The 22,353-nt window shown below is 41.5% G+C and carries 18 protein-coding genes; 16 read left to right on the top strand and 2 right to left on the bottom strand.

Going from position 1 to position 22,353, the window contains the following annotated elements; all coding sequences use genetic code 11:
• Nucleotides 1-144: 144 nt before the first annotated feature.
• Both QZL88_RS14040 and QZL88_RS14035 read left to right on the top strand, forming a co-directional pair.
• Nucleotides 145-3,609, top strand: a complete 3,465-nt coding sequence (locus QZL88_RS14040) for a DUF2723 domain-containing protein (protein ID WP_296942058.1) — start codon at nucleotides 145-147, stop codon at nucleotides 3,607-3,609.
• Nucleotides 3,610-3,670: 61 nt separating this feature from the next.
• Entirely contained in the window at nucleotides 3,671-4,282 is a 612-nt protein-coding gene (locus QZL88_RS14035) for a polysaccharide deacetylase family protein (RefSeq protein ID WP_296942056.1), read from the top strand.
• An 8-nt stretch (nucleotides 4,283-4,290) separates the two neighbouring features.
• Here the strand turns inward: QZL88_RS14035 and QZL88_RS14030 are convergent, their stop codons facing one another.
• Complete coding sequence (locus QZL88_RS14030) at nucleotides 4,291-5,280, bottom strand: metallophosphoesterase family protein (RefSeq protein WP_296942054.1); 990 nt, start codon at nucleotides 5,278-5,280, stop codon at nucleotides 4,291-4,293.
• 269 nt (nucleotides 5,281-5,549) lie between these two features.
• Here QZL88_RS14030 and trpB point away from each other — a divergent pair, with 269 nt between their 5' ends.
• From trpB to QZL88_RS13970, 12 genes are all read left to right on the top strand, one after another.
• Complete coding sequence (gene trpB / locus QZL88_RS14025) at nucleotides 5,550-6,731, top strand: tryptophan synthase subunit beta (protein ID WP_296942053.1); 1,182 nt, start codon at nucleotides 5,550-5,552, stop codon at nucleotides 6,729-6,731.
• Nucleotides 6,732-6,735: 4 nt separating this feature from the next.
• A complete protein-coding gene (locus tag QZL88_RS14020) occupies nucleotides 6,736-8,142 on the top strand; it encodes an anthranilate synthase component I family protein (protein WP_296942051.1) in 1,407 nt (468 codons plus the stop codon).
• A gap of 64 nt (nucleotides 8,143-8,206) precedes the next feature.
• Nucleotides 8,207-8,818: an aminodeoxychorismate/anthranilate synthase component II gene (locus QZL88_RS14015; protein WP_296942049.1), complete on the top strand. Its 612-nt coding sequence runs from the start codon at nucleotides 8,207-8,209 to the stop codon at nucleotides 8,816-8,818.
• A gap of 82 nt (nucleotides 8,819-8,900) precedes the next feature.
• Nucleotides 8,901-10,262: a TrpB-like pyridoxal phosphate-dependent enzyme gene (locus tag QZL88_RS14010; RefSeq protein ID WP_296945081.1), complete on the top strand. Its 1,362-nt coding sequence runs from the start codon at nucleotides 8,901-8,903 to the stop codon at nucleotides 10,260-10,262.
• 117 nt (nucleotides 10,263-10,379) lie between these two features.
• On the top strand, nucleotides 10,380-11,378 hold the full coding sequence (gene trpD, locus QZL88_RS14005) for an anthranilate phosphoribosyltransferase (protein ID WP_296942047.1): 999 nt from the start codon (nucleotides 10,380-10,382) through the stop codon (nucleotides 11,376-11,378).
• 10 nt (nucleotides 11,379-11,388) lie between these two features.
• A complete protein-coding gene (locus QZL88_RS14000) occupies nucleotides 11,389-11,715 on the top strand; it encodes a chorismate mutase (protein WP_296942045.1) in 327 nt (108 codons plus the stop codon).
• A 1-nt stretch (nucleotide 11,716) separates the two neighbouring features.
• Nucleotides 11,717-12,289, top strand: coding sequence for an NAD(P)H-dependent oxidoreductase (locus QZL88_RS13995; protein ID WP_296942043.1), 573 nt, complete (start codon nucleotides 11,717-11,719; stop codon nucleotides 12,287-12,289).
• Nucleotides 12,289-13,491 (top strand): MFS transporter, encoded by a 1,203-nt coding sequence (locus QZL88_RS13990; RefSeq protein WP_296942040.1) that lies wholly within the window; start codon nucleotides 12,289-12,291, stop codon nucleotides 13,489-13,491. Before QZL88_RS13995 ends, QZL88_RS13990 begins: the two co-directional genes overlap by 1 nt.
• The gene (gene trpC, locus QZL88_RS13985; RefSeq protein WP_296942038.1) at nucleotides 13,488-14,267 is read left to right on the top strand and encodes an indole-3-glycerol phosphate synthase TrpC; all 780 of its coding nucleotides are present in this window, start codon (nucleotides 13,488-13,490) and stop codon (nucleotides 14,265-14,267) included. The genes QZL88_RS13990 and trpC overlap by 4 nt, the downstream gene beginning before the upstream one ends.
• Complete coding sequence (locus tag QZL88_RS13980) at nucleotides 14,264-14,881, top strand: phosphoribosylanthranilate isomerase (protein WP_296942036.1); 618 nt, start codon at nucleotides 14,264-14,266, stop codon at nucleotides 14,879-14,881. Before trpC ends, QZL88_RS13980 begins: the two co-directional genes overlap by 4 nt.
• Entirely contained in the window at nucleotides 14,878-15,651 is a 774-nt protein-coding gene (gene trpA, locus QZL88_RS13975; protein WP_296942034.1) for a tryptophan synthase subunit alpha, read from the top strand. Before QZL88_RS13980 ends, trpA begins: the two co-directional genes overlap by 4 nt.
• Before the next feature lie 60 nt (nucleotides 15,652-15,711).
• Nucleotides 15,712-17,322 (top strand): phosphoethanolamine transferase, encoded by a 1,611-nt coding sequence (locus QZL88_RS13970; RefSeq protein WP_296942032.1) that lies wholly within the window; start codon nucleotides 15,712-15,714, stop codon nucleotides 17,320-17,322.
• A gap of 701 nt (nucleotides 17,323-18,023) precedes the next feature.
• On the opposite strand, the gene QZL88_RS13965 is transcribed toward QZL88_RS13970, so the two are convergent.
• Nucleotides 18,024-20,237: a RelA/SpoT family protein gene (locus tag QZL88_RS13965; RefSeq protein ID WP_296942030.1), complete on the bottom strand. Its 2,214-nt coding sequence runs from the start codon at nucleotides 20,235-20,237 to the stop codon at nucleotides 18,024-18,026.
• A gap of 313 nt (nucleotides 20,238-20,550) precedes the next feature.
• On the opposite strand from QZL88_RS13965, the gene QZL88_RS13960 reads away from it, so the two are divergent.
• Both QZL88_RS13960 and QZL88_RS13955 read left to right on the top strand, forming a co-directional pair.
• Nucleotides 20,551-21,162, top strand: coding sequence for a hypothetical protein (locus QZL88_RS13960; RefSeq protein ID WP_296942028.1), 612 nt, complete (start codon nucleotides 20,551-20,553; stop codon nucleotides 21,160-21,162).
• Between the two features lie 74 nt (nucleotides 21,163-21,236).
• Nucleotides 21,237-22,346 carry a glycosyltransferase gene (locus QZL88_RS13955; protein ID WP_296942025.1) on the top strand — a complete coding sequence of 370 codons (1,110 nt, stop codon included), beginning with the start codon at nucleotides 21,237-21,239 and terminating at the stop codon, nucleotides 22,344-22,346.
• Nucleotides 22,347-22,353: the final 7 nt, after the last annotated feature.

Raw genomic sequence — 22,353 nt, 5'->3', positions numbered from 1 at the left:
CCTTTTTTTAAGAAGTTTTTTAATTTGACAAACAAAAACAAAGCACGCCTAATCAATACTTTCAGTGTTTTAACTATCTTTGCACCCAAATGTATAAAAAACAACCGTTTAATAAACGATTATTATCATATACCAGTTTCAACTATGAAGAGATATAACCTGATAAACAACGTCTTTGGTTGGTTCAGTTTTGCTGTGGCCGCTATTGTTTATTTAATGACCATCGAACCTACAGCCAGCTTCTGGGACTGTGGCGAGTTTATCACGTCTGCCTTTAAATTAGAGGTGGGACACCCTCCTGGCGCACCTTTCTTTATGCTTACAGGTAAGTTCTTTACATTGTTTGCTTCCGATACATCACAGGTGGCAATGATGGTAAACAGTATGTCGGCATTGCTAAGTGCTGCTACTATCCTGTTCCTTTTCTGGACTATAACACATTTAGCCAAAAAGCTTATATATAGCGATACCGAACAGGAAATGACTCTTGGTCAGCTTATCGCTATCATCGGTTGCGGTCTTATCGGGGCTCTGACATATACGTTTACCGATACATTCTGGTTTTCGGCTGTGGAAGGAGAAGTTTATGCTTATTCATCTATGTTTACCGCACTGGTTTTCTGGTTGATACTGAAATGGGAAAACAGAGCGGATAAGGAAGGTTCCGACAAATGGCTGGTAATTATAGCTTATGCTATGGGATTGTCTATCGGTGTCCATTTGCTTAACCTGCTGTGTATCCCTGCTATTGTACTGGTATATTACTTTAAGAAATCGAAAAATGTAAACCTTAAAGGTACATTAATAGCTTTGGCCGGCTCTCTGTTTCTGGTGGTAATACTGATGTATGGTATCATACCGGGCTTTACCAAAGTAGGCGGTTGGTTTGAAAAACTATTCGTAAACGGATTTGGTTTGTCTTACAACACAGGAGCTCTTACATATATATTGCTAATAGTTATATCCATTATATGGGGACTTTATGAAACCCTTTCGGCTAAAGGCAACCTCAACAGGGCAAAAGTAGCATTTGTAATCTGTATGGCCCTAAGCGGTGTTACTTTCATCGGAGACAACATCCTCCTATGGATCGCATTGCTTGGCGGGCTTATAGCATTCTTTGTTCTTTACAAGAAAATCAGTTTCAGATTTCTGAATACGACCATACTTTGCCTGATGGTAATCTTGATAGGATATTCATCGTTTGCACTTATCCCTATCCGTTCCATTGCCAATACGCCGATGGATCAGAACTCTCCGGAAAACGTATTTACACTGGCCAGTTACCTCAACCGTGAACAATATGGCGACAGACCATTATTTTATGGCAAGACATATGCTTCTTCCGAAAAAAGAGATGCGAATGGCCGTCTTGAACCACCGGTGAGTGAAAAGCAAAGCTTCGATAAAGTCGTAAAAAAATCACCGGATCAAAAAGACGAGTATATAGTGACAGGCACTATTCCCACATACGGTTATACCAATACAATGTTGCTGCCACGTATGTACTCTACCGAAGACAGGCATCTGCTCGGTTATCAGATATGGGCCGACATAAAAGATACTTCCGTACCTCCGACAATGTTCGAAAACATGAAATTCTTCTTCGATTATCAGTTGGATTTTATGTACTTCCGCTATTTTATGTGGAACTTCTCAGGACGCCAGAATGACGTTCAGGGACAAGGTGGGCCTAGTAATGGAAACTGGATTACAGGCATTAGCTTTGTGGATGAATTACTCGGGCGTGGCCCTCAAGGCAACCTGCCTCCCGATATAGCAGAAAACAAAGGTCATAACAAATACTATATGCTGCCTCTTATACTCGGTATTCTGGGTATAGCATTCCAATTGACAAGAGGAAAAAAAGGCGAGCAGCAATTCCTTGTTACATTTATGCTGTTCTTTATGACAGGTATGGCCATTATCATATATCTCAACCAGCAACCGTTCGAACCGCGTGAGCGTGACTATGCATATGCCGGCTCGTTCTATGCGTTCTGTATCTGGATAGGATTTGGGGTTGCATTTATCTGGCGCCTGTTGAAGAAAGTATTACCGGAGACTCCGGCCGCCGCCATAGCAACTGTAGTTACCGTATTGGTTCCTATACAAATGGCGGGACAAAACTGGGACGATCATGACCGTTCGGACAGATACACGATGCGTGACTTCGGGATGAATTACCTGCGTGGTTGCGAACCAAACAGTATCTTGTTCTCGATGGGGGATAACGATACATTCCCACTGTGGTATGCTCAGGAAGTGGAAGGATTCCGCACCGATGTGCGTGTATGTAACTTAAGTTACCTGCAAACCGACTGGTATGTGGATCAGATGCGCCGTCAGGCATACGATTCTTCCCCTCTGCCAATAGAATGGGAGGAAGACCGCTATCATGGAGATAAAGGACAATCGGCTTATGTATTCACCAAACGTGATATAGAACGCCTGTTGGCGCGTGATTTGCAGAATACGAAAGAGTCTTCAGCATGGGCGGGAAGAGTCAACTATGCAGACTATTACGATACTCAGGCATTCAAAGACACTATGGAAGTGAGCGATGTGCTTAATATATTGAAAACGATGGATAACTATGCTCCGCGCAATCCGTATGTTGAGAATGGAATAATAGTTCCTTCAAGTATTTTCAGAATGTCAATCGATGAATCGAAAGTAGACTGGAATGCATTGGGTACAAGACCAAAACCTGAATTTATTTTCAATCTGGGAGATAATAAGGGCGGTATATATCGTCAGGAAATGATGATTATAGACATGCTTTATAATATCAATAAAGATGACTGGAAACGCCCTATATACTATGCCGTAACCATCGGTGAACCACCATTAAGATTAACTACCCAGTCGATGCTGGAAGGTATCAATTACCGTATCACACCGGGTATTGTAGACAGCACAGGAGTAAATACCGATGTGATGTTCGACAATATGGTAAATAAATATAAATGGGGAGGTATTGAAAATCCGAAAGTGTATCTGGATGAAAACAACCTTCGCATGTGCCGTACATTCCGCCTGATGTTTGATCGTCTGGTTACAGCCCTGTTGATGGAAGGAAAGAAAGACAAAGCTATACAGGCCCTGGATAGATGTATGGAAGCAATTCCGGCCAATACAGTTCCTCGCGGAGGGGAATCGGTTTCATTTGCCGATGCATATTATGAACTCGGGCAACCGGAAAAGGCTCAGAAAGTTATTGATGAAATCCTGTACAGAGTAGATGGCAACCTGCAATGGTATGCTAGTATGAAACAGGATCTTATGATAAATTGCACCTCCGATATCAGAGACTTGGTGAATACCGAAATCCAGATATTAGATACATACCAACGTTACGACAAGGCAAGATACGAAGCATATCTGGAAAAAGTAGTAGCCAACGCCGAACTGTTTATGAGCAACCGGGTTAGCTTTAGCGACAGAAGCCATCCGCTCGACTATCTGATGCGCATTTCGATGAGAGGCTTATATATGGTCGAAAGCGACACTGCTCTTCGCAAAGATGCGGAAACTAAGATAGAACGTATCGGAGGAATGATGCAGAAATATAAACCTGAGCTTTTACAAAAATATTATAGCAAATAAAATAAGGTAAATAAAGGATTTTCGGAACATATCCCGAAAATCCTTTATTTATACGTTCGTCATGTTTATAGAACAACCGCCATTTATATACCGTATGCTCTTTCCCGGAGCATTTTGGAGAAAACCTGTTGAAGGTCAAAAGACAATATATCTCACGTTTGACGACGGGCCTATACCCGAAATCACGCCGTGGGTACTCGACCTGCTGGATAAGTACGATATCAAGGCTACTTTTTTCTGTGTGGGAGATAATGTAAGAAAGTATCCGGACATCTATAAGATGGTAATCGACCGTGGGCACCGCGTAGGCAACCATACTTTCAATCATATACAGGGTATCAGAAAGTTCTCGAAGAGATATCTGGAAAATACGAAGCTGGCATCGGAATACATTGAATCAGATCTGTTTCGCCCTCCTCACGGGCATATGAGGATACCGCAGTTCTTCACATTACGCAGATACTACAAAATCGTTATGTGGGATGTCGTCACACGGGATTACAGTAAACGAATGACTCCAGAAAATGTATTGGAAAATGTAAAGAAATATACCCGCGACGGCTCTATAATAGTATTCCACGATTCGTTAAAAGCCGAGAAGAATATGAAATATGCCCTGCCCCGCAGCATCGAATGGCTGAAAGAACAGGGCTATACCTTTAAGCTATTGTAAATCGGAAATTACTTATTGGAGAATGTTTTCGGGTACTCTACCGGATACAATATCTCTCCACCCAACAGACGGATATATGTAGAAAATTCCCGTTTACCTTCCTTTAGCTCTATCACACGGCATCCGTTCTTTCCTAGATTATTATACTCAGTATTTCCTCCTGAGAAACGGCCATATGCAAGATATATATCATGGTAATTACCGATGTAATCATTATCATGGTCGTGACCTACAAATGTACCCATTACATCTCCTGCCTGACGCATAGCTGCAAACATACCGGTATTCAGTTTCCCATTACATTCTTTCTCATCTTTACTCCCTATTAGCTGATCATATTTTTCAGCTTTCATCTGAGGATATTCAGCTAACGGGATATGGAAAAAGGCCAGTGCAGGATAAGGAACTCCTCCGTTCTCTTTTGTATATGCGGCACTTTGATTACTATACCATTCTATCTGATTAGCGGCAAACCAATCGTAAGTACCCAAACCTTTTATAGGTGTATATGCTCCTGAATCGAAGAAATAAAGGATTGCACTATTCTTGCTTTCCTGCGAGGACTTCACTTCCAGTATATAATTGCCCACACCCTTCAATGATTTATCTCCGGCTTGGGCTAAGCAGAAAGGTTTATTTTCCGCATAATCCATTAGTTCTGCCCGGGACATTCCATGTTCATCATCGTGATTTCCGAAAATATATGCCCACGGAATCTTTCTTTCTATAACGGGGTTAAAAATATCATCAAGCCCCTCTGTCACAGGTTTTGCATAAATAATATCCCCTGTAAAAACAACCAGATCAGGCTTCTCTGTATCTAACACTTCATTTATCAGCTCAATGGCAACTGCAGAAGCCGGATTCTTTTTTTGATAATGAATGTCGGTAAACTGTATTATCTTAAAATTTCCGTTTTGATTAAATTTTAACGGTATATTCTGGGATTGGATAAATAATGAAAAAAGAAATAATTGGGCAATAATTAAAAAGCGCATGGTTTCCGTTTTTTGAAGTTTTAAATAATCATCTAAGATAAAAAATATAAATGATTATTTGTTCGTTTCATTTTTTTTATATCTTTGCAAAAACAAAAAGAAAGTAGAATGAATTTTCAATCAACAAATGCATATTGGTGGTGGCACTCTCAACTCAAAAAGTCGTGAGCTAATCCGGTATGTATTAAAATGAAAATTTATAAAGATACAAAGCCTGTCGTAACTCACGATAGGCTTTTTTTATGACAAGAAAAATAAAACAATATATAATGAAAAATTTTACAGTTGACTCAAATGGTTTTTATGGAGATTTCGGAGGAGCTTATATCCCCGAAATACTTTACGACAATGTGGAAACACTAAAGAATTCATATTTGGAGATTATAGATGATCCCTCTTTCCGTAAAGAATATGAAGATTTGCTCAGAGACTACGCAGGTCGCCCCTCTCCTCTTTTCCTTGCAGAAAGACTCTCCCAAAAACATGGCTGTAAAATATACCTGAAGCGTGAAGACCTTAACCACACAGGTTCACATAAAATAAACAATGCAATAGGACAAATCCTGATCGCGAAACGTATGGGCAAAACCCGTATCATTGCGGAAACCGGGGCCGGACAACATGGTGTAGCTACTGCAACAGTATGTGCGCTGATGAATCTGGAATGCATTGTGTATATGGGAGCTACGGATGTAGAACGTCAAAAACTGAATGTGCAGAAAATGGAAATGCTGGGAGCAAAGGTAGTACCTGTTACCAGTGGCAACATGACTCTGAAAGATGCTACAAATGAAGCTATCCGCGACTGGTGTTCCAATCCATCAAACACATATTACGTGATAGGTTCTACCATAGGCCCTCACCCTTATCCCGATATGGTTGCACGTTTGCAATCTGTTATCAGTGAAGAAATCCGCAAGCAATTGCTTGAAAAAGAAGGCCGCGAAGCACCCGATTATGTAATGGCATGCGTTGGCGGGGGCAGCAATGCCGCAGGGACAATCTACCATTTTATAGATGAACCCGATGTAAAAATCGTACTCTCCGAGGCAGCCGGTAAAGGTATAGATTCGGGTGAGTCGGCCGCTACTATCCATTTAGGAAAGCTAGGTATCATACATGGTTGTAAAACGCTGATAATGCAATCGGAAGACGGACAGATCGAAGAGCCTTATTCCATTTCCGCCGGACTCGATTATCCGGGCATCGGCCCTATACATGCGCATATGGCTCAGACAGGGCGTTCGGAAGTATTAGCCGTAACCGACGACGAAGCGATGCAGGCAGCCTTTGAACTGACAAGACTGGAAGGAATCATTCCTGCAATAGAATCGGCTCATGCATTAGGAGCTTTGGATAAGATGAAATTTAAAGCAGAAGATGTTGTTGTGCTTTGTCTCTCAGGACGTGGCGATAAGGATATGGAAACGTATATAAACTACAAAAAATAAAGGAATGAAATACAACATACAAGTCAAAACCAAAAATCTCCTCGCCGATTTACAAACTCCCGTCGGCATATACCTAAAAGTTAGAGATATATATCCAGAATCGGCTTTACTCGAAAGCTCCGACTATCACGGAGGAGAAAACAGTTTTTCATTCATTGGGATTAGTCCTATTGCCCGTTTCAAGGTAGACAATAATGAAATAACCTATACATACCCTGACAATACAACCAAACAGGAAACGTTATCTGAGGGACAAAAACTAACAGATAAATTCCACGATTTTATAGGTCAGTTTGATGTGCAGGGTGAAAACAAGACAAATATAAACGGATTCTTCGGTTATACATCATACGATGCAATTCGATATTTTGAGGCCGTCGACCCTATTAATAATAAATTAAACAATGCCGATATTCCTGAGTTTTACTATATTCTGTATCGCTTTATCCTCGTCATCAATCATCTGAAAAATGAATTGACCATCGTCGAGAATGTTGTGGAAGGAACAGAAGAAAAGACGCTTGAGCTAGAAGCTATTGTAATGAATAATAACATAGCGTCATACAATTTCGAGGCCATAGGTTCTGAGCAATCGATGATTACGGACGAACAACATCAGGAAATGATACGGAAAGGAATTGCCCATTGCAAACGGGGGGATGTGTTCCAGATTGTCCTTTCACGTTGCTTTACGCAGAAATTTGCAGGAGATGACTTTAAAGTATATCGTTCCTTGCGTTCCATTAATCCTTCCCCATATTTATTTTACTTCGATTTCGGTTCTTTCCGAATCTTCGGTTCTTCACCCGAGACACACTGCAAAATAACAAAAGGGAAAGCATATATAGACCCTATTGCCGGTACTTATTTCCGTACAGGAGATGATGAGAAAGACCGCATTCTGTCCGAGAATTTACTCAAAGACGAAAAGGAAAATGCCGAACACGTCATGCTCGTCGATCTTGCCCGCAACGACCTCAGCCGTAATTGCCACGATGTAAAAGTGGATTTCTATAAAAATGTACAGTTCTATTCACATGTTATCCATCTGGTTTCTCGTGTGAGCGGTATAGTAGACAATGACAGGAATAACATTTCTGTTTTTGCAGACACTTTTCCCGCAGGAACACTATCCGGTGCGCCTAAGGTAAGAGCTATGCAACTGATACGCGACATAGAAAAGCAAATGCGTGGTGTTTATGGAGGCTGTATCGGGTATATCGGATTCAATGGCGACCTCAATCAGGCCATTACTATCCGTACTTTCCTTAGCCGTAACAGTACACTTTATTATCAGGCAGGAGGAGGAATAGTTTCCAAATCGAACCCTGAAACAGAAGTCATGGAAGTAAAAAATAAACTGGGAGCATTGGCCAAAGCTGTGAAAGCAGCAGTAGAATTAAAAAATTAAGCCCCCTAAATCCCCCGAAGGGGGAATTCAAGACAAGCACAGAAAAATGAAAAAAATATATATTATGAAGCCATCTAATCAATCCCTCCCCTTAGGGGAGGCTAGGAGGGGCCCAATCCTCATTTTCGACAACTACGACTCATTCACATATAATCTTGTTCATCTGGTTAAAGAATTAGGTTTTACTGATGTGGATGTATATAGAAATGATAAAATTGCTTTGGAAGATATTGCAAAGTATGACAAGATAATACTTTCTCCAGGGCCGGGTATCCCGTCCGAAGCCGGATTGCTTTTACCTCTGATAAAAGAATATGCAGGAAAGAAACCTATACTTGGTGTTTGCTTGGGACATCAGGCAATAGGAGAAGCCTTTGGTGCGAAACTGTCCAATCTGGAAGATGTTTATCATGGGGTGGCCACCAGAATAGAAGTTATAAGGCCCGATTACCTGTTCAACGGGTTAGATAAAACCCTGGAAGTGGGGCGTTATCATTCATGGATAGTGGATAATAATGATTTACCGGAAAGCATCGAAGTTACCGCGGTAGACGATAACGGACAGATAATGGCGCTCCGTCATAAAGAATATGATATACATGGGGTCCAATTCCATCCCGAATCGGTACTGACACCAACCGGTGAAACGATAGTAAGAAATTTTTTAAATAACTAATTTATAGATACAGGTAAACAAGATACAAGATATGAGTTTAAACTTGTCTACTTGTTTACTCGTCAACTCGTTAACTAACAAAATCATGAACAAGAAAATCCTTTTAAGCGAAAACGACATTCCCAGAAGCTGGTATAACATTGTTGCGGATATGAAAAACAAACCGCTACCGCCACTTCACCCGGGAACAAAAAAACCGTTAGAAGTAAGTGACTTAGAACCAATATTCGCGACAGAACTTGCCAAACAGGAATTAAACGATACCGACCGTTGGATAGAAATCCCTGAACCAATAAGGGAATTATATAAAAATTACCGCCCTACACCATTAGTACGTGCCTATGGTTTGGAAAAGGCGCTGGATACTCCCGCTCATATCTATTTTAAGAATGAAAGTGTCAGCCCTGTAGGCTCACACAAACTAAACTCGGCAATAGCACAGGCATATTACTGTAAAGAGCAGGGGATAACAAATATAACAACCGAAACTGGCGCAGGGCAATGGGGTGCCGCCTTATCATACGCAGCAAATCACTTTGGTCTGGATCTGGCTGTTTATATGGTAAAGATAAGCTATCACCAAAAACCTTACCGTCGTTCGATCATGCAGACATATGGCGCGGAGGTTATAGCATCGCCAAGCATGAGTACCAAAGCGGGACGTAAGATTATTACAGAAAACCCTAATTATCAGGGAAGCCTTGGAACAGCTATCTCCGAAGCGGTGGAATTGGCTTTAAATACTCCAAACTGTAGATATACCTTAGGCAGTGTATTGAATCATGTATCGCTTCACCAGACCATCATCGGTCTGGAGGCAGAAAAGCAAATGGAGATGGCAGGAGAATATCCGGATGTAGTAATCGGTTGTTTCGGAGGTGGCTCTAACTTCTCCGGAATTACGTTTCCATTCTTGCGTCATAAACTGACCGAAGGAAAAGATATCCGTCTTGTGGCGGCAGAACCAGCGTCATGCCCGAAATTAACCCGTGGTAAATTTGAGTATGACTTTGGGGATGAAGTAGGATATACCCCTCTTCTGCCGATGTACACTTTAGGCCATAATTTTGCACCCGCTAATATTCATGCCGGAGGACTCCGTTATCATGGAGCGGGAACTATCGTCAGCCAATTGAAAAAAGACGGATATATAGAGGCTGTGGATGTGAAGCAGCTAGATACATTCGAGGCCGCCATATTATTTGCTAAATCGGAAGGTATAATTCCGGCCCCTGAATCATCGCATGCCATTTATGCAGCCATTCAGGAAGCCTTGAAAGCAAAAGAAGAGGGCAGGCAAAAAACAATTCTGTTCAACCTCTCAGGTCATGGACTTATCGATATGGCTTCTTATGACCGTTATTTCGATGGAGAATTATCTAACCATGAGTTGAGCGACGAAGAAATTGCCAAAACAACGGATACATTGGAAAAATTAGTGTAGCCCCCTAATCCCCCGGAGGGGGACTTTCGGACTAGCGTCAGAAAACAAATATAACAAATAATATAAAAAGACCCTCGTCAAAGCCTCCCCTCCGGGGAGGTTGGAGGAGCCAACTCTATGAAACAGATACTCAACAGGCTTTTCGAACATCAGTACCTCAACCGTACCGAGGCAAAAGAAATACTGACCAATATGGCAGCAGGCAACTACAATGAATCCCAGATTGCCGCGTTTATCAGCGTATTCCTTATGCGGAGCATCAGTGTAGACGAATTCCTCGGATTTGCAGATGCACTGCTGGATTTGCGGGCAAATGTAGATGCACTGGCCGCATATAATCCGATAGACATTGTAGGTACAGGCGGCGACAACAAAAATACCTTTAATATATCCACTCTTGCCTGTTTTGTTACAGCCGGAGCAGGATATAAAGTAGCCAAACACGGTAACTACGGAGCTACCTCGGTCAGTGGCGCATCGAATGTGATGGAACAGCATGGAGTTAAATTCACCGCCGATGTCAGTAAGCTGGAAGAGTCGCTTGATAAAACCAATATCGCTTATATGCATGCCCCATTGTTCAACAATGCCCTGAAAGTGGTTGCGCCCGTTCGCAAAGCCCTGGGAGTACGGACATTCTTCAACATGCTGGGGCCTGTTGTAAACCCTATAAAACCCAAAAGGACGGTATTGGGTGTTTTCAACCTGAAAATGGCGCGGTTGTATTCCTACATGTACCAACAGACCGATGTTGATTATTCTATCGTACATGGTTTAGACGGATACGATGAGATTTCACTAACAGGGGATTTCAAGATAATCAATAAATTTGAAGAGAAAATCTATACTCCCGAACAGGTCGGATTTGACCGTTGCCTGGAGATGGAACTGGATGGAGGTAATACTCCCGAAGATGCTTCAAAGATATTCGATAACGTTATCAGTAACACGGCAACCAAAGCTCAGGCAAATGCCGTGATAGCAAATGCGGCAACAGCAATACAAACTATAAATCCGCAACTTTCTTTCGAGGATGCAATTGCTGAGGCACGCGAATCGTTAGAGAGCGGAAAAACGAAGGAAACGTTTTTGAAGTTCCTGACGTTAAATACATAACAGTTTTGGTATGAAATCACAAAATGAAGCCCTGCATTGCTCTCTTGACGAAGTGAGGATGAACATTGATAAAATAGATGCGGAACTGGTCGGATTGATTGCAAAACGTAGTAAATTTGTATCACAAGCCACCCGGTTCAAACAATCGGCGCAGGATGTTGTTGCTTCTGACAGAGTAAGCTCCGTAATATCCAAAGTGAGAACTTTGGCTGAAGAATCCGGTCTAAACCCTGTGGTGGCAGAGAAAGTGTACAGGGCTATGATAAATGCGTTTATCAATGAAGAATTAGCCGAGTTCAATTCTTTATATAAAGAAATAAAGCAGTCGTATTACTAAGATGAAAAAGGTACTAATTATTAACGGCCATCCCGACAGGGAAAGCTTCTGTTTCGGATTGCACCAAAGCTACAAAAAAGGGTCTTTAGCGAAAGGGAATGAAGTAGAAGAAATTATCCTTTCGGATATGGCTTTCAATCCCATCCTGATGTACGGTTACCGTAAGCGGACAGAGTTAGAGCCTGATTTGCTGGAAGCATGGGAAAAGCTGAAATGGGCAGAACATATTGTCTGGATTTACCCTACATGGTGGGCATCACCACCAGCACTATTGAAAGGGTTCATAGAACGTATATTCCTCCCGGGATTTACATTCGAGTATCAGGAAAAGTCGCCGTTTCCCAAGAAACTGTTTACAGGAAAGACTTCCGAAATAATCAGCACAATGGATGCCCCTGTATTCTATTACAAATGGATCGTAAAAGACATTGGAGGGAAGATGATCAGGAAAGATATCGGAGCATTCTGCGGAATAAAGAATATCCGGACTACTTATTTGGCAACAATAAAAACATCGACTCCCGAACAGCGGGAAAAATGGTTGAACAAAATAGAGCTTATCGCTCGTAAATAATGGAGAATAAAATACAAACAATATCAAAAGGACGCATACGGATAGCAATCTTTTGCCTGTATTTCTGCACAGGATTATGCTTCTCGAGTTGGGCGAGCCGCATCCCCGACATAAAAACAACATTAGGACTGGGAGATGCAGCATGGGGCACAATTCTACTGATGATACCAATAGGGCAAATATGCGGAATGACAATTTCCGGCCTGCTTATTTCGAAAGTCGGAAGTAAGAAGATATTACCTATAGCTCTTATAGGATATGTAGTAGCCCTGCTGTTCATCGGGTTATCAGCCAGTGAATATGCACTGATTATCAGCCTTATTGTTTTCGGTTTCTTCGGAAACTTCTGCAATATATCAGTCAACACGCAGGCTGTAACTCTGGAAACGACTTACAACAAACCTATTATGGCATCCTTTCACGGAGGATGGAGTTTTGCCGGACTCACCGGAGCCAGTGTCGGGCTGCTGATGGCCTCATTGAAGTTGTTGCCCATCTATCATTTTGCAATTATCGGACTACTTGTCTTTATTACGCTAATCATCAACAGGCCGTTTTTGCAGGCAGACCTGAAGAAAGAAAAAGACCCTACCCAAGCAGCTGATAAGAAGAAAGATAAACCCGAAACATTCCTTTTCCTGCTAGGCATAGTGGCATTTTGCGGAATGGCAGCAGAAGGAGCGATGTCCGACTGGAGTGGACTGTATCTCATAGATGTAGTGGGTACACCAAATCATCTGGCACCAATAGGACTGGCTGCTTATATGATAACCATGGCATCGGGTCGTTTCCTGATAGATAAAGCAACCCAGAAATGGGGTAGAAAAAGAGTTATACAAACAGGAGGAATCCTTATATCTGTTGGTCTGTTTACCGCGGTAGCTTTTCCCCATTTTATAACTACCATTATTGCATTTATGATTATAGGTTTCGGAACTGCCGGAATCGTCCCTACCATATACAGCATTGCCGGACAAAGAACTAAGATACCGACAAGTATTGCTCTGACAATCGTATCCAGTGTCAGCTTCCTCGGATTTCTGATGGGGCCTCCGCTGATAGGATACATCGCCAGTGCTACAAACCTCCGCTATTCCTATGCATTGATAGGACTGTTCGGAATATGTATAGTTGTATTAGCTTCAACTATTAAGATACTAAAATATGATAAGGTTGAACCCCGTAAAACAGACATAAAATGAGCAATATATTAGATAAGATAATCGCCAACAAAAAGATAGAGGTTGCCAGGCAAAAATCGCTGGTTTCTATCAGTGAAATGGAGAAAAAGATTACAGATATCCGCATAAACTCGTTCAAGGCTGCATTGGCAGATTCACCGACCGGGATCATCGCCGAATTCAAACGCCGCTCGCCATCCCGCGACTGGATATTTAAGGATGCTGAAATCTCCGATGTTATTCCACTATACTCAAAAAACGGCGCGAGTGCTATATCAGTACTTACCGACATGGACTTTTTCGGAGGCAATCTCATGGATCTGACGCAAGCAAGAGAGTTAACCCAAACTCCTCTGCTGAGAAAAGATTTTATGATTGACGAGTATCAGCTTTATCAGGCAAGACAGGCAGAAGCAAGTGCGATACTTCTCATTGCTTCGGCATTGACTGTGCAGGAAACGAAACAACTGGCGGCAAAAGCTAAGGAGTTAGGACTCGATGTATTGCTCGAAATACACAACGAGCAAGAGTTAGGCCATATCAATGACAAAGTAGATGTAGTAGGTGTCAACAACCGTAACCTCGGCACCTTCGCCACTGATGTACAGATATCATTCGATCTGGCAGATAAAATCCCCGGCGAATTTGTAAAAATATCGGAAAGCGGTATTTCTCAACCTCAGACAGTAATTGATCTCCGTCAGGCAGGATATAAAGGATTCCTTATGGGTGAAAACTTTATGAAAACCGGCGATCCAGGCAAGGCTCTCGAAGACTTTATAAAACAACTGGCATGAAGATAAAAGTCTGTGGGATGAAGTATCCCGGTAATATAAGGGATTTGTCCAAACTTCCGGTCAGCTATATGGGAATGATATTCTATGATAAATCTCCACGGTTTGCCGATGGGCTGACATTCGACGATGTTAATACATTGCCGCCTTATATCCAGCGTGTAGGTGTATTCGTCAACTCAGACATTGATTTTATTATGGAGAAGGTGAATAAGTACAATCTCACCTTGGTTCAATTACATGGCTCCGAATCTGCCGATTTCTGTAAAGAACTGGATAAAACGATACCCGTTATTAAGGCTTTCAACGTATCCGACACCTCCGATTTCGACCAGACAACAGCCTATGAAGATGTGTGCAGTTATTTCCTCTTCGATACAAAGACAGCTCAACATGGAGGTTCGGGACTAAAATTCGACTGGCAGATACTGGATGCATATACAGGCAAATGCAATTTCTTCCTTAGTGGAGGGATTTCCGCCGGAGACACTGAAAGCATAAAGAAAATACAACACCCGAAGTTCTACGGAATCGATCTCAACAGTAAATTCGAGACAGAGCCGGGACTAAAAGATATAATACGATTACAGCAATTTATAAAAGCATTAGAACTATGAACAGGATCAAACAACTATTCGAAAAAAAACAGAAAGATATATTATCCATATACTTTACAGCAGGATTTCCCAATCTGAACGATACATGCGATGTTATCCGCGAACTGGAAGCCAACGGCATTGACCTTATCGAAATCGGCATCCCGTTCTCCGACCCTATGGCCGACGGCCCTACCATTCAGGATAGCGGAACGATAGCATTAAAGAATGGTATGACGCTCAAAGTCCTGTTCAGCCAGTTGAAAGATATCCGCAAAGAGGTGGATATCCCCCTTATTATGATGGGCTACCTGAATCCCATTATGCAATACGGATTTGAAAACTTCTGTAAACAATGTAAGGAAACCGGTATAGACGGGGCTATTATTCCCGACCTCCCTTTCAATGATTATATCAATCAATTTAAACCCATTGCCGATAAATACGATATCAAGATAGTGATGCTTATCACACCTGAAACTTCGGAAGAACGCATCCGCCTGATAGACGAACATACCGACAGTTTTATCTACATGGTATCATCCGCTGCGACAACAGGCGCTCAAAAGAGTTTTGACGAAAAGAAACAGGATTATTTCCGACGTATCAATTCCATGAACCTACGTAACCCGCGCCTTATCGGATTCGGTATTTCTAACAAAGCGACATTGGATGCAGCACAGGCAAATGCCAGCGGAGCAATCATCGGCAGCAAATTCATTACTTTGCTGAAAGAAAGCAAAGATATAAAGGCAGCCGTTAAAGCATTGAAAGAGACATTAAATAATTAACAAAGAAAATTTGTATCTTCGTGGCTTAATTAATTATAACACAACTCTTTCAAGATAAGAATGTCGAAATCCATTGATTATATAAAACAGGCAGGCAACTTTCTTTATAAATATAAGTTTACCATCCTTTGCCTTGCTTACTTCTGTACAATATCCGTTCTGGCGTTGTACATAGTCAGCAAGCCTGCTTTAATCAATGCATTATCGTTCATCCTTGTTCTCAACATCCTGGCTAAGACCAGATATACCCTGTGGCTGTCACTCATACTGTCCATCATCGTTTCATTCGATGCCTATTTTGCCTTTGTCTATTCCAACCAGATGTCGATAGGCACAATGGCCTCCGTACTGGAGACAAATGCCTCGGAAGCGGTCGGCGTAATGTCTGAAGCCATATTCGCCGCCTTGGGATGTCTGGCTGCAAGTACTTTCCTTATACTGATGTCGCAGCGGGAATTGAAAGAAAGCAAATTTTCGCGAAAAACATCCGTCATCCTGTTATTCGGTTACTGGGTTATAATAATGCCCGCTATCGGTTACTGGAAAGTAAAATCCCTGAAATGGGAGAATTTTATAGAGACATTTCCTGTAATCGGGACTAATGCCGTTATCGCAGCCAACTTTCCGCTTGTTTATATCGATATTTCCACGTTCATTGCATACCAACACGAGAGATACCAGATGAAACAGTTCTTGAAACTGGAGAAACGGATGCCAGCCGGAATCACTTTCGTTGAAAGCAAAGAAAGTCCCGAAAAGATATTCTTCATCATAGGAGAAAGCGCTTCCCGGTCACACTATTCGCTTTATGGCTACAAAGAAAAGACCAGCCCTTTTTTCGATAGCCTGGCTTTAGCTCAACCGGTAGTTCTAAATTACTACAATGCATATTCTCCCGCATCCATTACCCGTGACGCCCTGCGTATCATCCTTTCGTTTTCCACTCCAAACGATATAAGGCCATTCTTCGAGAATTTCAATATTATCGACATGGCCAATAAGGCCGGATATGAGACTATATGGCTCTCCAATCAGGATAAGCTGGGCGAAAGCGACAGCTATATCGGATTCGTGTCGGCAAACGCATCTCAATCGATGTACGAGAAAGCCATAATAAGGGAGGATTTTACCTTGCTCAACCATCTGAAAGAGACATACAAGCCAGATAAAAAGCAATTCTTTGTTATCCATCTCAACGGTAGCCATGTACCCTATGGCGAACGCTACGATGATGCGGATGAAAGAGCTTTGCCCGGCAGCAAGACCAAGACCAAAGAATATGACCGTTCAATCCATCATACCGACAGGCTGCTGCACTCTATCTATCAGATAATGAAGCAAGACAGTTCGTCTGTCCTCTATTATTTCTCCGACCATGCCGAACTGGTAGAAGGTGGTGGGCATGGAGTACTGGTTATGGATCATAACTTGTTCGACACCCCACTAGTGACTATCAACAATAGCCCTGTTCCTGTCGATTCTATTGTGAGACGGTATGTAGATACTGAAACTTCCCTGATAAACAATTCGAATAGTATATTTATCATCTCCGAAATAATGGGCTATGATGTATCTGACAAAGTTGCAAAGAAAGCCGTAGAAGACGGGAAATATATTTTCCATGTGGATAAAAATGCTTACCTATATAAAGATTTACTACCGGGACGGTAACCCGAAAGCAGTAAGTAGCCTGTAACTGTTAAAAGGTAACAAAGGTAACACTGAAAAGAATGAAGAATGAAGAATGAAGAATGAATAATTAGCTTGTCATGCTGAACAGAGCGAAGCATCTCGTCAGTGAACAGTCATCAGTTAACAACTTGTATCTCTTATCTTGTCTACTCGTATCTCATATAACTCTCAACTTATTATCTAAAACTTACTACTTGCTAAAAAGTAACAAAAGTAACAGGTTTTGCATTCTTTTGTAGGGGCAAATTGAAAATCGGCGGAGCCAAATATTTTCCGCCTCTACGGTTTTCGAAAAGGTAACATAGGTAACACAATGAGCAATTAATAATTAAGAATAAAAAATTAACAATTAGCTTTTACCCTCTCTGTAGCCTCCCCTCGGGGCAGGGCTGTTAAGTTCTCTACTTTGTTCTGTTATTTTCTGCTGTCATCCTGAGTGGAACGAAGGATCCCGACCCTGAAAAACGAGATGTTTCACTCCGTTCAACATGACACAGAGGGTATAAAAAATCAGAACTTAACAGCCCTACCCCGAGGGGAGGTTGGAGGGGCCATCAATACATCAAAGAACTACCAGCTAAAAACTATCAGCTAAATAATATAGATAAAGTTTTTTCAAAAAAGCAGGGACGAATTGGAATTCGTCCCCACAATATGTATATCATTCTCTTTCCAAAAAATCAACTCAGCCGGCTCACTTCTTTTACCCCTTTCACCGTTTTGAGTTTCTTCATCAGGCCATTCAGCATATCCGTATTATTCAGCATTACGGATATACTTCCGTGAAAGAGTCCATCATTAGAATCTATACTGATAGAACGCATATTGATACCCGATTCTTTGGAAATTATGGATGTCAGGTTATTGATAATACCGATATCATCGTTTCCTATCACACGCAAGGTAACCGTATAAGTAGAACCCGATTTTCCCGACCATCGGGCTGGGATAACCCTGTATGCGAAACGTGAGAACATATCGTGAGCATTCGGACAGTTCTTGCGGTGTATTTTTATCCCCTGTGAAGATACAAAGCCGAATATTTCATCTCCATAAATAGGATTACAACATTTGGCCAATTTATAATCCACACCTGTAAGGTTTTTGTCGAGTATAAGTTCCTCTTTACTTAGCGTTTCTTTTGCTATTTCCAGATTTTGAGGAACGTAATTTTCCGCACTGACCGCTTCGTGCCTATCATGTTGTTCGGTCTCTTTTTTCTCCAGTTCTAGGTACTGGTCTATTACCGAATTTATATCGAGGCTCTCTTCTGCTATCTTTATATAAAAATCGGTGATGGTCTTAAAACCGAGCTTCTTTATCATCCGCATCATTATAGATTCGTTGATTTCTATCTTACGATTCTTGACGCGGCGTTTGAGCATCTCCTTAGCTATCTCCACCTGTTTGTTAGCCTCTTCTTTCAGGCTCTGACGAATCTTATTCTTTGCTTTGGAGGTAGTGACAAAGTTTAGCCAGTCCTGTTTCGGAGACTGGTTAGGAGAAGTAACTATTTCTATCTGGTCACCGTTCTTGAGCTTATGGCGAATAGATACATTCTTCCCATTCACTTTTCCCGATACACAGGTAGAACCTATACGGGAGTGTATAGCAAAGGCAAAATCGAGAATAGTAGCCCCATACGGCAACTTATGCAAATCACCTTTGGGCGTGAACACATAAATCTCCTCATCGTAGAGATCCAATTTGAAATTCTCAAGTTTCTCCCCCGAATCCAGATTCTTATTCTCCAGCATTTCCCTGAGGCTGGTCAGCCAATCATCCATCTTCGACTGGCTCTTCACTCCCTTATATTTCCAGTGGGCGGCAAGTCCTCGCTCGGCTATTTCATCCATCCTCTTAGTCCTGATCTGCACTTCTACCCAGCGCGATTCGGGTCCCATAACTGTGGTGTGCAACGATTCGTAACCATTACTTTTCGGGATGGACAGCCAGTCTTTGAGCCGTTTCGGGTTAGGGGTGTACATATCCGTCACAATAGAATATACTTGCCAGCATTCGGCTTTTTCTTTTTCCATCTCCGAATTAAGGATGATACGGATGGCAAAAAGGTCATAAATAGATTCGAAGTCTATCTTCTGTTTTTTCAGCTTATTATTGATGGACGAAATGGATTTTACACGTCCTTTTATATCATATTTTAGCCCTGTTTCTTTCAGTTTAGCATCTATGGGATCAATAAATTCCGCGATGTACTTATCCCGGGCGTCCTTACTCTCACTCAATTTACTAAGGATATAATCATAAGCCTCACGGTCGGTATATTTCAGGTAGAGGTCTTCGAGTTCGGTCTTTATATTATACAATCCTAGTTTATGAGCCAAAGGGGTGTACAGATACGAAACCTCAACCGCTAATTTCAACCGGTACTGTTCACTGTACTTCTCTGCACATCTTATTTTATGGAGGCGGCTGGCAATCTTGATAAGGATTACCCGCATATCTTCGGCTAATGAGATCAACAATTTTATATAATTGTCCGAAGCCATCGCCGATTCGTTCATTTCCAGTGCATTTACCTTTATCAGCCCGGTAACGATATCGGCAATATCCTGCCCGAAAAGTTTTTTTACTTCAGCATCCGTAATTATTTTATGAACAACAGGACGATAAAGAATCAGCGCGATTATGGATGCGCTCTTCAGTCCTAGTTCTTCCATCAGTATGATGCTCGTACTTACAGTAAGATCTGTTATACTGCCTATCTTCTCATCTTTTTGATAGACGTTTTCCGACATGGCTCTCTTCACCACCGAGTGAAGTTTTTTCAACTCTTCGGCCGTAAGATTTGCCGTCAGGCCCTTCACCAGTCGTTTAAACTTGGAATAGGTCAGTCCATCCGCATTATATGTAGGGTTATTGTTATTATCCATTGCTCCGTACTGCTTATATGTGTTTAAAGGGATAATACATTATTCTTGATAATCGGGTATAAAATTAATTCTTTTCTGATAGTATAATGTCTTTTTTTGCCATATGTTTTCATTTTTCTCAATTTGGTTAGCATTAAGCAACAGAAAATCAGGCAAAGCATTTAACTTTGCCATGCAACAAATAAGAGTTGTGAAAGGAAATTAATTTAATATAACAGTCCGGTAAAAAAAGGGAGTAAAATCAAGATAGAAGTATACTTCGAACTATTTTTGTATAGAATTAATTATTATTTGAAAACAAAGCAATTACAATATGAAACCGAATGATTACGCAAAACTCGAAAAAGATTATAGTTTCAAGAAGAATTATCTGAATAGTACCCTATGGTGGAAAAACATACTGATGGTTACCCCAATATGCCTCCTGTTTGTCGGATTGGTCGGCATATTGTACTTATTTAACCTCGACAAGCTGGTATCGTGGTACATTATCCCATATTTATTACTCTTTGTAGTAGGGACTATATTGCTGAAGGCCATGAAGAAGCATATTCAAAAAACGGCAATTAACAAGCCCGACTCCTTCCTTATCTGTCTGGCCAAACCTATCGGGGAAAAAGATGGATACACCTATACTGCATTTGTAAAAGACAGTCACAGGCATAACAAACATTATATTGCGGACGAAATAAAGGATATATCCACAGATGACATTTTGAACAATCAGAGTGTACCCTTCAGGAAAAAGACCGTACTGATCCATAACGACGAAAGCGGTTCCGATCTTTGCGTAAGGGCATACAGCAACAGAGATCTGAACAGGCGAAGTTCTACATGGCGCGAAGATGGACTGATCCCAGTATTGTATATCGATGATAAATATACATTTATTATCAAGAAGAAAGATCTGGTAATCACTGACTAAATGTCTGTCCTTCTGAAAACGTATAATTTATAACTAAAATCCCTATCTTTGCATCTAAATATAATACAAACTATATGAAGATTCTTTTGATAGGCGAATACAGCCGTGCGCATCTTACTCTGGCTGAAGGTCTGCGTTCTTTAGGACATGAAGTACTTACAGCTTCGGACGGCGACGGCTTTAAAAACTATCCGCGCGATGTGGATTTAAGTCGCAAAAGTTCGGGAGTAATAGATACTCTCTCCAGCATGATGTCTGTCCTCAGCAGATTCAAAAGTTTCAAAGGGTATGATGTTGTACAGCTCATAAATCCCTGCTTCACTACCCAAAACGTACGGATCAACAATTATCTATATAAAAAACTAAAGAAGAACAATCAGAAAGTCTTTATGGGAGCTTTTGGCGACGACTCATATTGGGTAAGCGCCTGCTTGGGAAATAAGATATTTGACTATTCCGAGTTCTTTGTCGATGGCAAAGCGATCAATGTCGATTTCAATCAACGGTTCATCGATAAATGGATAGGCACGCCGCTCGAAACATTTAACCGGGCATTGGCAAAAGACGCAGATGGGATTGTAGCCTGCCTGTATGAATATTACAAGGCGTATGAACCTTTCTTCTCCGATAAGCTGCGGTACATTCCATTGCCGATGAATACGGCGGGAATAGAATTCCAACCGATACCCGAAGAGCCCGAAAAAGTGAACTTCTTTATCGGGATCAATAAAGTCCGTGAGAAGTTTAAAGGTACCGATGTGATGGAGAAGGCACTGGACAGAATCAAAGACAAATACCCGGATAAAGTAATCGTTACGCGGGTCGAATCTGTCAGCTACGATGTGTATCAGCAACTGATGTCTCAGGCGCATGTAGTGCTCGACCAGTTATATTCACACACACCTGCAATGAACGCGCTATTGGCAATGGCTCAGGGAAAAGTAGTTGTAGGCGGAGGAGAGCCATATATCTATGACCTATATGGTGACACGTCCAATCAGCCGATCGTAAACGTACATCCGCACGAAGACGATGTATTCGACAAACTGGAATGGCTGGTATTAAACAAAAAAGATATTCCGGAGATATCGAGAAAGAGCCGTCAATTTGTAGAAACGAACCATGATTACGTGACAGTGGCGAAGAAATATCTGGATTTCTGGAGACAAAAAGAAGGCATATAAGAATAAC

Source organism: uncultured Dysgonomonas sp. (assembly GCF_900079725.1).
Classification (GTDB): Bacteria; Bacteroidota; Bacteroidia; order Bacteroidales; family Dysgonomonadaceae; genus Dysgonomonas.
This window is presented reverse-complemented; position numbering and strand designations above follow the sequence as displayed.

Bases quoted from the DNA above. Each gene is read 5' to 3' on its own strand.
- QZL88_RS14040 (WP_296942058.1), top strand. From the start codon at position 145: ATGAAGAGATATAACCTGATAAACAACGTCTTTGGTTGGTTCAGTTTT.
- QZL88_RS14035 (WP_296942056.1), top strand. From the start codon at position 3,671: ATGTTTATAGAACAACCGCCATTTATATACCGTATGCTCTTTCCCGGA.
- QZL88_RS14030 (WP_296942054.1), bottom strand. From the start codon at position 5,280: ATGCGCTTTTTAATTATTGCCCAATTATTTCTTTTTTCATTATTTATC.
- trpB (WP_296942053.1), top strand. From the start codon at position 5,550: ATGAAAAATTTTACAGTTGACTCAAATGGTTTTTATGGAGATTTCGGA.
- QZL88_RS14020 (WP_296942051.1), top strand. From the start codon at position 6,736: ATGAAATACAACATACAAGTCAAAACCAAAAATCTCCTCGCCGATTTA.
- QZL88_RS14015 (WP_296942049.1), top strand. From the start codon at position 8,207: ATGAAGCCATCTAATCAATCCCTCCCCTTAGGGGAGGCTAGGAGGGGC.
- trpD (WP_296942047.1), top strand. From the start codon at position 10,380: ATGAAACAGATACTCAACAGGCTTTTCGAACATCAGTACCTCAACCGT.
- QZL88_RS14000 (WP_296942045.1), top strand. From the start codon at position 11,389: ATGAAATCACAAAATGAAGCCCTGCATTGCTCTCTTGACGAAGTGAGG.
- QZL88_RS13995 (WP_296942043.1), top strand. From the start codon at position 11,717: ATGAAAAAGGTACTAATTATTAACGGCCATCCCGACAGGGAAAGCTTC.
- QZL88_RS13990 (WP_296942040.1), top strand. From the start codon at position 12,289: ATGGAGAATAAAATACAAACAATATCAAAAGGACGCATACGGATAGCA.
- trpC (WP_296942038.1), top strand. From the start codon at position 13,488: ATGAGCAATATATTAGATAAGATAATCGCCAACAAAAAGATAGAGGTT.
- QZL88_RS13980 (WP_296942036.1), top strand. From the start codon at position 14,264: ATGAAGATAAAAGTCTGTGGGATGAAGTATCCCGGTAATATAAGGGAT.
- trpA (WP_296942034.1), top strand. From the start codon at position 14,878: ATGAACAGGATCAAACAACTATTCGAAAAAAAACAGAAAGATATATTA.
- QZL88_RS13970 (WP_296942032.1), top strand. From the start codon at position 15,712: ATGTCGAAATCCATTGATTATATAAAACAGGCAGGCAACTTTCTTTAT.
- QZL88_RS13965 (WP_296942030.1), bottom strand. From the start codon at position 20,237: ATGGATAATAACAATAACCCTACATATAATGCGGATGGACTGACCTAT.
- QZL88_RS13960 (WP_296942028.1), top strand. From the start codon at position 20,551: ATGAAACCGAATGATTACGCAAAACTCGAAAAAGATTATAGTTTCAAG.
- QZL88_RS13955 (WP_296942025.1), top strand. From the start codon at position 21,237: ATGAAGATTCTTTTGATAGGCGAATACAGCCGTGCGCATCTTACTCTG.